Source organism: Desulfosarcina variabilis str. Montpellier (genome assembly GCF_048565275.1).
Lineage (GTDB): Bacteria > Desulfobacterota > Desulfobacteria > Desulfobacterales > Desulfosarcinaceae > Desulfosarcina > Desulfosarcina variabilis.
On record NZ_CP159846.1, the window covers coordinates 2,329,037 to 2,341,003 of the forward strand.

Consider the following 11,967-nt stretch of genomic DNA (forward strand, 5'->3'; position numbering starts at 1 on the left):
AGATGAATTCATGGGGTTTCGGTGAAAACAAAACGGTGAACAATGATTTGAGATGATGGTATACGAATGAAATGAAAACTGTCAACAATAAAAACAAATAAAGACAAATAAATTTCAAATACGCTTGACAATTTTTTCCTGAAGAAATAAAAAACTAAGAAAAAAGGTAGTTTAAATCTAATTTTAAATAATGAAAGAAAAATTTCATAAAATATTTCAAAGGACGTTTTAATGAAAGAATCCCAGTCCCATCCTGTGATCAAGGGGATCGTCACCCAGCTTGACACCCTGACGCCCAAGGGCAAAATTCTCGGTAACTACATTATCCAGAACCCCAGAAAAGCCGTATTCATGACCACCAAGGAACTGTCCGAAACCTGCGGGGTCAGCGAGGCTACCGTCGTGCGTTTCGTGGGGCAGTTGGGCTACAGCGGTTATGGCGAATTTTTGCAGGCCTTGCGCGATTTTGTGGATTCGGGGCTAAGCCTGCCCGACCGGGTGGACCTGCCGGGGATGAAGGGACCGGGTACCGATTTGTTGCATCGGGTGGTGTTTGAAGAGATGAATAACCTGCGGCGATTTTATGAAACCATTGATATCAGCCTGTTGGGCCGTATTGTGGACCAGTTGCATGACAGTCCCGCCGTGTATGTGATCGGTTCGCGAATTTCGTATACCTTTGCCTATTATCTGGGGTGGTCCTTGACCAAGGTCCGCAAGGGGGTCAATATTCTGAAGGGCAGTGACAGCACGGCCATCGATTGGCTGACCAACGCGCCTGAAAACGCTTTGGTAATGGTGATCACCACATCACGTTATCCCAACGAGCTGATTCGCATTGGCAAGGTTGCCCGTCGGCTGGGGCATACCCTGTTGGTGATCGCAGATAACAGCCTGTGCCCGGTGATCCCTTTTGCCCATCTTTCCCTGGTGGTGCCGTCCAGGTCTATTCCACTGATCGGTTATCCGACCACCATTTCCTGCATTATCAACTACCTGGTGCTCGAACTGGTGAGCCGCCGCCAGCCAGACATGAAAGCCCACCAGGAAAAGCTCGAGCAAATGTATCTGGAAAACGATCTCCTTTTCAATATTCATGAGCACGGTTGACCTGGGCGGTGTTTGTGCCTGGCTATAACTGGCTCATCGGCCTTGGTCAATCTGCGGCGCGCCTTTCCATTGCCCTTGAACCCAGATTTCCCTGGAATTTTCACTCTGGATTGACTAAAATAAAAATTTATAGAATCTTGAAAAAAACAAGGTTCTGACCGGGCAGTGACATGTCGTTGCCCGGATGATACGATTTCCCATAAAGTTTTCCGAAAGAATTACCGAAATATTTTTGATTGATGACTGATTATGCTTTACCATGGCCCTGAACTAGAAGTTAAACCACTATATATTCCATGCCGTCCAAATTGATTTGATTATGAAGAGATTTTTCTTTTTCCACAGTATGACTCGATGTTGGTCTGTCATGTCTATGGCCATCGCCATAGCGGTTTTATGGACAACCGGGGTGGCGGCGGAATCAGATGCAACACTGAGTTTTCCGCCCAATGTCAATACCGCTCTGCACACCTTGCTGGACCTGGTCGGTCAGGATGGCGATCCGGCACTTGATAACCGACAACTTGAATGCATCGTTGATTTTTTGTCAGCGGACAAATCCGACAAGGGTATCTACAGCGCCGACAGTTCTTTTGGTGTGCCATCCGCCTTTCATCAATTTCCGGTAAAATCAGACCTGCAGGAAATTATAGATTATACGCTTGATGCCAATATCCCTTCCTTTTTCTTTTGGCCGACATCTCTGCGATTGACCCAGTGGACCCGGGTGGATGGGGGGGATAAACAGTTCGATCGTCTTCAGGCGGCATCGCGTCAACTGGATGAGCCGTTTATCTTCAAGGGCGCCGAACGCGTTACCATTACGCCGGACCAGCATACCGGTGCGTATTACACCTATGATGTAAATAAATTGATCATTCTCAGCCCTTGCCGACAGGGGCAGGTGATGATCAGCATTTATAGGCAGCAGGCACCGTCGGCGGTGGGACGACGCGGGTGGGTACTAGGCCAGGACGATGAGTGGAGCTATCTGTATACCCAGGAAAAGGGATTGAACCTCAAGGGGTTGGGATGGGCAGACACCTATATGTACGATTCGTTCGGCATTACCGTGTATTACCAGCCATCCATTGAAGCACCTTTGGTCACCGCCGGTGTCTTCAGTTGGGTCAAGGCGGGGTGGGCGCGTATCAATATGGTTCAGCCAAAACATATTCACAACGGACTGGTACGTGTGGCGCTTGCCTTCACGGAAGTTTTGGAGGATCCAAAACTGCCTGAACCCAAAATACTGGCCGAGACGTTTTCCAAATCAAAAGATCTGCCCACGCCGGTGTTAAGGAAATACGCCAGCAACTACCTATCGGGCCTCAAGGAGCGAATTTCTTCTTCGTGCTCAGATGTCTGGAAAAAAGTGGCTGATGACTTTGACAGTCGGGAACTGCTCGATCAAATGTCCCGGGATGAGCTTTACGCCGTAGTGGCGCTCGACTATTTGAAAAAGATTCTTGGCCGCAATCCGGTGATGGATTCCCACCCGTTTTAAGTTTATTACAGCAGCGGTTTTTCTCCCTGGATTACCGGCTTTAGTACGCGACGCGCAAAATAATCCACGCCCGTTTTGTTAAAGTGCATGTGATCGTAAAAAAAACGGCGGTCGTGCATGGCATAGGAAACATTGTAGTACGCCACGTGGTCATTCATCTGGGCGACCTGCCGCAGTTTTTGGTCCACTTGATCCATCCCCGGAAAATCCGGAATCAACATGGGCAGCATCACATAGGTGATCCGTCCGCCCTGCTTTTTTACCTTTGTATTAATGATATCCACATACCGGCTGTATCGCTGGAACCCGTTGTCGGCATACTTGGACAAATAGTGCTCGCGTGCTTCGAGCAGTTTTTCTTGGTCAACGCTTTTGATCGTTCCTTGGGTCAGTCCCGGCGCTGCATAGGTGGAAATGGCCTGCCAGTTGTCGACCGCGATCATTTGCAGGTAGGAGGAAATACGATTGGACGGATATCCCTGGGCAATGAGTTTCCATAAAATGTACATCTCAAACGGTTCGTCCCGCAAAAAAAAGTCGTTTTCTTCATTGTTGATGGGGGAGAAAAAGACCCAGGGATCGACCAGATAGACCACATGGTCCACATGGTTGCCGCGGTGGTAGAAATAGGATAGGTGCAGCTCCGCAGGCATCAACCCACCACCGCCGCCTTTAGAGAGGTTGATTACCGGTTGGTCCAGAATTTTTTCCACAATAAGGTGATTGCCGTCCCTGGAAAGCACCCGTCCCCGCGACGTCCCCAACAGGGCGACACCGTAATGGGCCGGGGAATGGCCGCCGCCCATGACCAGCAGATTGGACTCGGTTTCCCAATTGTTAAGGTGCAGATCGCGATGGGCACCGGAGCAGATCCCGAGCACAACTGCCAGGATCACGGTATTTAACAGCAAAAACAAAATGCCTTTCTTGATAAACAACTTGGCCTGCATTCTTTTACCTCAAAATTGGAAGTAGATATATTCCTGCTTGACCCCGAACACCGTAGCAACGGCAACCGCCCAGCCGGTGACGGTGTAGGCGGACCAGCGCAGCCACACGGGCCAGCGATTGATGTATGCATAAAGCCGCATGCGACGCTCTTTAAGATCGGCCACAATCAGGATCGCGATGAGAAAAAGCGACAATCCAAAAACAGCCGGACTGACCACGGCGAGCCCCGGCTGGCCGGGATCCAGCACAAACAGATGGCGGGTTATATACCAGGCATCGGCAATACTGTTCGCACGAAAAAAAATCCAGCTGATACCGACCAATACGAGCGTGATACCCACCTGAATCGTGTTGTGCCAGACGGATGCTTTGTCGGCGCACAACCGGTCGGCGATTTTTTGTTGAAAACCGCCGGTGGCATATTCAAGAACGATGAAACCGCCGTGCAGGGCTCCCCAGACTACAAAGGTCCAGTTGGCACCATGCCACAGGCCACTTAACAAAAACGTCACCATCAGATTGTAATACCAGCGCCATGTCGCCACCCGCCGGCCACCCAAGGGGATGTACACGTAATCGCGAAACCAGGTCGACAGGGAAATGTGCCAGCGCTGCCAGAAATCACGAAACGATTTCGCAAAATACGGGCGCCGGAAGTTTTCCATCAAATCCACCCCCATGACCCGTGCCGCTCCCCGGGCCATATCGGTATAGCCTGAAAAGTCGCAATAGATCTGAACCGAATAAAAGGCCACCGCAATGATCAGCGGAAATCCCTGATAATCGCCCGGGTGATCAAAGACGCGGGAAACATAGATTGCCAGGGTATCGGCGATCACCACTTTTTTAAACAGGCCCCAGAGCATCAATCGCATCCCCTCGAGCACGCGTGAATAGTCAAAGGTGTGCGATTCCTTCAGTTGGGGCAGCAATTGGCCGGCCCGACCAATGGGGCCGGACAAAATTTGCGGCCAAAAGGCAACGAAAAGGGCATAATAGCCCAGATGTCGCTCCGGTGCGATACGGCCCCGGTATACATCCACGACATAGCCCGTGGATTGAAAGATGTAGAAGGAAATTCCCACCGGCAGCAACCAGTCAAGGGTCGGGACCGTGGCGGTCAAATCCAAGGATTGCAGGAGCCCGTCCAGTGAGCGACTGAAAAAATTAAAATATTTGAAAAACAGCAGGGCACCGACATTGGCCGAAAGGCAAAGGACCAAGACCATTTTTCTGGGGGCGGGACGGCTTTGCCTGGCCATTAGCAGCCCGCCCAGGTAGGTCACCAGGGTGCTGCCGGCCAATATCATCCCGTAGGTGAGCTGCCAGCTCATGTAGAAATAGTAGCTTGCCGCAAGCAGAAATATCCAGCGATAGCGCTGGGGCAGGACAAAAAGCAAACTGACCGAAAAGAGAAAAAAAAGGGCAAAGGGTAGCGAATTGAAAAACATAATCAATAACACTCACAAAAATTACAGGTTAAATATAGATGAGACTTGATCCATAGCCCCATCTTTGTGCCTTACGCAGCAGATGGCATAGAAAGTTGTGGGCCGGCTGTCAAACACAAAAACGATAAATCGGTTTTCCGGTTTGACAAGTTGATCCGTCTGTGATGGTGTGCAGCACTTGTCCGGTGGATCCAATCCTTGAATCCTAAACATGAGGGCAGATGTCTCAAGAAGGACACATGAAAAAGGAAGATAACGGTCTAATTCGAATGAATAAAAAGTGGGTTTGCGGAATTGTTGTGGCTTGCATGGCGTCCCTGATGGGGATGGGGTGTCAGGGCATGCAATCATCCGGTGGCCAGGCGGACAATACGGCAGAGAAAAATGGTGCGGCAGCAAGTGGGTGGACACCGGCTGTGTGGACCGACTATGTGGCCCATGGTCCGACCGGTGACCAGTTGCCGGATTTTTCACATGCTGGATATGCCATGGGACGACGTCCGATTCCCCTTGTATCAACGCCGCTGTTCGATGTTACCCGGCCGCCTTTTGGGGCTGTACCTGACGATGGCCAAGATGATACCATCGCCATTCAACGCGCCATCGACGCCGCCGCCAAGGCAGGGGGCGGCGTGGTATACTTGCCCCGCGGGCGCTATGACATTCACTCCACCCCGGATGCGCCGTTTTTGCAGATCAGGCATAGCGGGATTGTCTTACGCGGCCAGGGCAGTGATGCGGACGGCACCATCCTTCATCTGGGCGCGCCCGGAAAAGCCGATCGCGTTCGGCGACTGGGCAGCGTCCCGGCCGCCGAGGAAGCCCGCCATTGGGCGGCGGTAGCGATTTTGGGCGGGGAGCACCGCAAGGCCCTGACCGGTTACCGCAAGGATGTCCGGCGTGGCATGCACACTGTCGGCGTTGTGGACACCGCCGGCTTGAATTCCGGACAGACCGTGATTGTCGAGTTTGTCGATCCGGCCATTGATCCGGCCAGTCCTGCGGCCCATAAAGTCGATCTGGTCGCTCAACTGACCACGCCGTTCAGACTGGGGACGGTGCAGACCGATACCTTTGGCCCGGTTGCCAAGGCACACACATGGATGGTTAAGATCGAGGACATCATCGATTCGCAAACCATCCGTTTTAGTCGTCCGGCCCGGTTCGATCAGTGGTTACGCTACAATCCCCGGATTTACGCCTTTGGTGGCGTGCATGCGGCGGGCATTGAACACCTTCGTATCCAAAGCAGCTGGCCTGGTGAATATCGTCATCATAAACCCTTTACCGATGAAAAGGGCAATATCATCCGCACCGCCAAGGAGCAGGATTATCTGTGGAACGGTATCTGGATCAGCCATGCGACTGACGGATGGGTGAGGGATGTGGTCTTCAAGGATTTGACCCAGGGGATCATTGTGAGTCGCTCCAGTGATCTGACCATTGAGGACATCAAATTCCATGGGTTGGACGGCCACGCGGGGATTACCATCGCCCATAGCAACGATGTGCTGGTCCGCGATGTGGATTTTCATGCGCGCCTGGTTCATCCGGTGACCATGAGCATGATGGCCGCCGGCAATGTGGTCACACGTTGCAGAGTGCATTATGAAGGCCGGGACGATTACCGCCAGACCGATGCGGTCATTGATTTTCATGGTATTTTTCCATATGAGAATTTGTTTGACGACCTTAAGGGGTTTTACGTTTGCCCTGGTGGCGACCTGAGTGTTTTGCCCCACGCCGGTGTGCGCAATGTGTTCTGGAACATCGAAGCCCCCCAGCACATGTCATGTTACACCTGTGACACGGATGATGACTTTGCCCGGACCTACGATTTCGAGAACACCACCACAAAAACCCCTGCCACCATGTTCGAGCATTTTCCGCAGGCCTTTTATGTCGGTCTTGTTCGGCGGGGCAATCGCGACCTCAGTATCGGGGGGAGCAGCGGTGATCGGCATACCCCCTGGATGATTGTCGAGGGGCTCAATCGACCTGGTATCAGGGTCCCTTCGCTTTTCGAGGCACAGCGGCGACGCGGACCGTCCCAAATTGATGCAAAATATTTAAAATAATCCATTTTTCCAAGTATTTGCTTGAACTGCACCACAAAATCAAATATTCTTAAAAATTGTTTTAGGTGCCCTCTATCGATTAAAATCAGCGTTTGTGGCTTGATCACGCAACGGAATTGCAATGCAAAAGCGGTGCGTGTGCGCACGATAGGCGTCGTCATCGGAAAATAGGCCGCTTATTATCAATGGAAAGCAAATAAAGACTATGGAAAACAGCGAAATTGATGAGAAGGATCTTGAGGTTGTAAAACAACTCAGGGAAATATATAAGAAAAAAGAAATGCCGCCTCCCCCAAAAAAAGTGTTCTGGAAGATCCCTGGCGTCTGGATGACGATACTTTTTTGCGGGGGTATTGTTTTAGGCCTGGTTTTTTTCAAGCAGAGACCGACCACTGCCGTCCAGGATAGGCCAGATCAAAAACAGGCGGTCGTGGTAGAGCATACCAATGCGCCGGTTGAATCGGATGAACCCATGGTGCTGGTCGATGCCCAAAAGGTGCCGCCAGCCGCCGGAATGGATGGCTCTGCCGGTCGTGCATCCAGTGATCAAACACCTGAAACTGATCTGGATGAGACCGACGTCGTTGAAACTGAAAGGGTTGACGCCGAAACAGCTAAAACCGACCCGGCACCAACTTCATCAACGGCGGATTTTACTGCTTCTGAAAAATCAGTTGCTGATCGCAGCGACCTTGCCACCGATCCACCTGTGGAATCCGGTCCGGCCGAAGCGGGCAGTTCGTCTGACGATATTCAAATTGCTCAGCTGGTAACCTGCGGCGGTGTGCAAGATAAGCAGTATGTTTCCGAGAAGTCGAGGTTTTCTGTCGCGGCTGACCCCATCGCGATGGTTTGGATGAGAGTGTTAACCGAAACACCGCCATTTACTCTGAAACACGTCTATTTTCTCAATGGAGAACATTATTGTGACGTTCCCTTGGAGATTCGCTATCCTCACATGCGGACCTGGAGTAGAGTTACCATCAACCTTGACTCGCATATCGGGCAGTGGCGTGTTGATGTTGTCAACGAAAATGGGGAGACGCTCGATCAAATTGAGTTCACTGTAGAACCGTAGGCTGTCCTTAACCTCAACGTTGCATAAAGAAGATAGAATTTTTATTAGAGCCTGTTTGAGAAGTCTGGATCAGGCTCTTAGACTTTCCCCCTGACAACGTTAAAGGCTGTCCGTTTAACTTCCTTGCGGTGCTTGGCGTCGCCAATACCCATCTAAACGCTTACCAAGAGCGATCTTTAACGCTGCCTTCTTTCCATATCTACGTTTTTCTTAATCCTTGGGCTTATTGCGGCTTGTATTTTTTACCTTGATGGTCAATAGTAGGCGACTTGAAATCAAAAAGGAAAAAAGCCAGAAAGGACGCGTGGAGATGCACATTACGTTTTACGGGGCAGTCAGGGAAGTGACCGGGTCCATGCATCTTTTAAGTACGGACCAAGACCGGATTCTACTGGATTGCGGAATGTTTCAGGGGCGGCGCAAAACGACCAACGAGAAAAACCGGGTATTGCCTTTCAATCCGAAGATGTTGACCAATATGGTCTTGTCGCATGCCCATATCGATCATTCCGGGCGGATCCCACTGATTACCAGAAACGGCTTTACCGGACACATTTACTGTACCCGCGCCACCGCCGATGCCTGCGGCTACCTGCTTCCCGACTCGGCGCACATTCAGGAGAGTGATGCCCAATACCTTAATTACAAAGCCGTCCGATCGGCCCTGTCGCAAATGCGGCCACCGAAAGATCGCCGAAGCAGCAAACGGTATCTCCAGGACATCAAGAGCATCTTGAAAAAGAACAAGCACGGACTCAACGCCGATATGATCAACGACTACATCAAACGTTTCCATATCGATGGTGTGGAGCCCTTGTATACCATCGCCGATGCTGAGCAGGCCCTGGAATACTTTGAAGGTATTCCTTACCGCACACCGGTGACTATCGGTAAAAATATCACCTGCACTCTGTTCGAAGCCGGCCATATCCTGGGCTCGGCCATTGCGATGATTCGCTGCGGTGAGGGCGACAACACTCGCACAATTTGTTTTTCCGGGGATATCGGCCGCTATGACAAGCCCATATTGCGTGATCCGGCCAGACACTTTGACGGCCTGGGCCGAGATGTGGACCTGATGATCATGGAAAGCACCTACGGCAACCGGGAGCATGAACCGGTGGTGGATTTACGGCCGCGCCTTAAAAAGGCGCTCAACGATACCTTTGACCAGGGGGGAAGCGTACTGATTCCCTCCTTTGCCTATGGCCGCACCCAGGAACTGCTTTATGTGATCCATGAATTGTACGATGCCGGCGAAGTGCCGCGCATGCCGGTTTACGTGGATAGTCCGCTGGCCACGAATATCACCAAGGTGTTCGGTGAACATCCAGAGGTTTACGACAAGGAGACTCATCAAACATTCCTGCAGCAGGGGAAGAACCCCTTTGCCTTTCGGCAGGTTCAATTTGTGGAGAGCGTGGAGGCGTCCATGGCCCTCATGCGCGAGGAAAAATCACACATTGTCATCTCCGCTTCGGGGATGTGCGAGGCCGGCCGAATTTTGCACCACCTACGCTACAAGATTCACGATCCCAAAAATACCATTCTGATTGTGGGATACATGGCCAACCATACATTGGGCCGTCGGATTCTTGAGAAAGGAACGGCTTACCAGGAATCCGGCCGGACCGGGGAGCCGCCGATCGTAAAAATCCTCAACAAGGAGTACCCGCTCCATGCGCGGGTGGTCAAGATCGGTGGCTTTTCTGCTCACGCCGACCGTAACGAGATGCTGCGCTTTCTAAAAACATCCAACCTGAATATCCGCAAGATCGCCGTGGTCCATGGTGAAGAAGATCAGAGCCTGGCTTTTGCTGATTTATTAAACAAAGCGGGATATCCTGCGTTTGTGCCTTGGGTGGGTGAGACAATTGGGGTTTGAGGTCAACCACTGGCATGCGGTTGAAAAATTGTGGAACGAATTACTCATTGTGACTTTCATTTTATAAGGAGTAGGTAAAAAAATACATACACCCATTAGTCAACAGATACACGTAAACAAAACAATCCGGTTTTAATCAAAAAAACGGTCTCTCTATTTTTTTCTTGTTGGCTTGAATAATGCATTTTGGAAATTTGTAACTGTGGTAATTACTGAACAGAATTCAATTGAGTAGAAGGAGCGACCAATGAAGAAAGTATTGCAGTTTTTAATATCAACATGTTTTTTATTACTGATGACTACACCTGGATCTGCCGCTTTATTCAGTTTTGACAATATTACGAACAACAATGCTGGTGATGCAACCATTGGTGAAGCACAGCTTTCAATGGATGTAACTGATGCGGGGAGTGGTCAGGTTCTCTTTACCTTTTTAAACGCAGGGCCAGAAGCATCATCGATTACAGACATTTATTTCTATGATGATGTTCCTTTAATGAGTTTCAATAGCTTTGTCTATAACACGACGGGTGTCGTCAATTTTACTGATGATGGTGCACGGCCCGCCGATCTTCCCGGTGGGAATGATTCTCTCTCCAGCTTTTCTTCAAATTACAGCTATGATTCAGCCAGCCCGCATTTACAGCAAAACGGTATCAACCCCGCAGAAGCGTTGGGGATTCTTTTTGACCTATCATCAACAGATTACGATGATATTATATCATCCTTAATGGAAGAAAGTATGGTGGTCGGCATTCACGTTCAGGGTTTTACTTCTGAAGGAAGCGAAAGTTTCATCAACAATCCCGCCCCCGCCCCCGTCCCCGAACCAGCAACCATGCTATTGCTGGGAACCGGCCTGGTCGGTTTAGCCGGAGCCTCACGCAAAAAGATACTGAAGAAAAGAAGATAACTCAAAATCCATTACCCATTAATTTGAAAATCGAGGGTTGGTATGAGTCTCATACCAACCCTCGATTTTTTATTCGCCTTCCCGCAACAAAAAGTAATTGCAAAGTGTCACCAGGCTCCAGATCGCCGGCGCGGACAATGCTTCCTGGATCGAACGATCGAACAGGATGGATATCCGAGGGGGGAACTCGTTGCTTCCCAGCCAGAGCAGATAATAGATCGGAATTCTGGGGAACGGGGTAAGCCGAAAGGCTGCATCCCCCATGTTTTCCGGTTGTCCTTTCAGATGCTGCCCGGAAGCGGCAAACCCGTTGGGATCATCACCATAGCGTGCGATCAATGAACCTTTGTTGAGCCTGTCGCCTTCTTCAAAGTAGTGGGCGTCGGCCAGATCATCTGTGCCCACCATTTGGTTTCCCAGTGGGTAAAGTCGATTTACCCGTGTGAGATATTCCAATACGGATATCTCAAGCAGCGCAATGGATATCTTTTCCCACCCCTTTTTTCCCTCTACCTTTTCTTTTAGGCAGCGATGCCCTGTATCCACGAGAATATTACGATTAAGAAAGGGGAAACACAAGCAGCCCGATTCTGAGTCGATGTCGATAAGCGTGAAGTTTGACAGTTCCTTTACATCTCTGCTGCACAGGATATCCCATTGCTCGTCGGATATTTCGATCGGACGACCCGATGGGTCAACGGATGGGGGACCCTGGTTGCGACGACGCTGTTGCATCTCCAGAAATCCCTGGCCGTATGGATAGTTTGATGTGGTGAAATTATGGCAGGGAAAAGACGGGCAATCCCTTGGACAATAATCGATATGATTCAGCCGGGCGCATTCCAAGATAGCGCAGGGGTAACCTAATACCCGGGTCTGGACGGCACTTTTGGCTGCCGCCAAATCGCTTCTGCCCGGTCCGCAAGATGAGCAGTGCCTTAAAAGGTTGAGTTGGCAGACATCACAGTTGATGCCGCAGGCGCCGGTGGCCATT

Annotated in this window: 9 protein-coding genes; 6 read left to right on the forward strand and 3 right to left on the reverse strand. The window is 50.5% G+C overall.

Features of this window, described 5'->3' with window-relative positions:
- The first annotated feature begins 231 nt into the window (after positions 1–231).
- Positions 232–1,110, forward strand: coding sequence for a MurR/RpiR family transcriptional regulator (locus Dvar_RS10525; protein WP_419661643.1), 879 nt, complete (start codon positions 232–234; stop codon positions 1,108–1,110).
- A 367-nt stretch (positions 1,111–1,477) separates the two neighbouring features.
- A complete protein-coding gene (locus Dvar_RS10530) occupies positions 1,478–2,617 on the forward strand; it encodes a hypothetical protein (protein ID WP_419661644.1) in 1,140 nt (379 codons plus the stop codon).
- A 5-nt stretch (positions 2,618–2,622) separates the two neighbouring features.
- On the opposite strand, the gene Dvar_RS10535 is transcribed toward Dvar_RS10530, so the two are convergent.
- Together Dvar_RS10535 and Dvar_RS10540 are read right to left on the reverse strand one after the other, a co-directional pair.
- Positions 2,623–3,567, reverse strand: a complete 945-nt coding sequence (locus tag Dvar_RS10535; protein WP_419661645.1) for a hypothetical protein — start codon at positions 3,565–3,567, stop codon at positions 2,623–2,625.
- Positions 3,568–3,576: 9 nt separating this feature from the next.
- Entirely contained in the window at positions 3,577–5,019 is a 1,443-nt protein-coding gene (locus tag Dvar_RS10540) for an MBOAT family O-acyltransferase (RefSeq protein WP_419661646.1), read from the reverse strand.
- Positions 5,020–5,258: 239 nt separating this feature from the next.
- On the opposite strand from Dvar_RS10540, the gene Dvar_RS10545 reads away from it, so the two are divergent.
- From Dvar_RS10545 to Dvar_RS10560, 4 genes are all read left to right on the forward strand, one after another.
- Positions 5,259–7,097 carry a glycosyl hydrolase family 28-related protein gene (locus tag Dvar_RS10545; protein WP_419661648.1) on the forward strand — a complete coding sequence of 613 codons (1,839 nt, stop codon included), beginning with the start codon at positions 5,259–5,261 and terminating at the stop codon, positions 7,095–7,097.
- Positions 7,098–7,302: 205 nt separating this feature from the next.
- Positions 7,303–8,175, forward strand: coding sequence for a DUF2914 domain-containing protein (locus Dvar_RS10550; protein WP_419661649.1), 873 nt, complete (start codon positions 7,303–7,305; stop codon positions 8,173–8,175).
- 310 nt (positions 8,176–8,485) lie between these two features.
- Positions 8,486–10,060, forward strand: a complete 1,575-nt coding sequence (locus tag Dvar_RS10555; protein WP_419661650.1) for an MBL fold metallo-hydrolase RNA specificity domain-containing protein — start codon at positions 8,486–8,488, stop codon at positions 10,058–10,060.
- A gap of 247 nt (positions 10,061–10,307) precedes the next feature.
- Positions 10,308–10,973, forward strand: coding sequence for a PEP-CTERM sorting domain-containing protein (locus Dvar_RS10560; RefSeq protein ID WP_419661651.1), 666 nt, complete (start codon positions 10,308–10,310; stop codon positions 10,971–10,973).
- Positions 10,974–11,042: 69 nt separating this feature from the next.
- On the opposite strand, the gene Dvar_RS10565 is transcribed toward Dvar_RS10560, so the two are convergent.
- Positions 11,043–11,966, reverse strand: a complete 924-nt coding sequence (locus tag Dvar_RS10565) for a DUF3786 domain-containing protein (protein WP_419661652.1) — start codon at positions 11,964–11,966, stop codon at positions 11,043–11,045.
- Between the last annotated feature and the right edge of the window lies 1 nt (position 11,967).

Bases quoted from the DNA above. Each gene is read 5' to 3' on its own strand.
- Dvar_RS10525 (WP_419661643.1), top strand. From the start codon at position 232: ATGAAAGAATCCCAGTCCCATCCTGTGATCAAGGGGATCGTCACCCAG.
- Dvar_RS10530 (WP_419661644.1), top strand. From the start codon at position 1,478: ATGTCTATGGCCATCGCCATAGCGGTTTTATGGACAACCGGGGTGGCG.
- Dvar_RS10535 (WP_419661645.1), bottom strand. From the start codon at position 3,567: ATGCAGGCCAAGTTGTTTATCAAGAAAGGCATTTTGTTTTTGCTGTTA.
- Dvar_RS10540 (WP_419661646.1), bottom strand. From the start codon at position 5,019: ATGTTTTTCAATTCGCTACCCTTTGCCCTTTTTTTTCTCTTTTCGGTC.
- Dvar_RS10545 (WP_419661648.1), top strand. From the start codon at position 5,259: ATGAAAAAGGAAGATAACGGTCTAATTCGAATGAATAAAAAGTGGGTT.
- Dvar_RS10550 (WP_419661649.1), top strand. From the start codon at position 7,303: ATGGAAAACAGCGAAATTGATGAGAAGGATCTTGAGGTTGTAAAACAA.
- Dvar_RS10555 (WP_419661650.1), top strand. From the start codon at position 8,486: ATGCACATTACGTTTTACGGGGCAGTCAGGGAAGTGACCGGGTCCATG.
- Dvar_RS10560 (WP_419661651.1), top strand. From the start codon at position 10,308: ATGAAGAAAGTATTGCAGTTTTTAATATCAACATGTTTTTTATTACTG.
- Dvar_RS10565 (WP_419661652.1), bottom strand. From the start codon at position 11,966: ATGGCCACCGGCGCCTGCGGCATCAACTGTGATGTCTGCCAACTCAAC.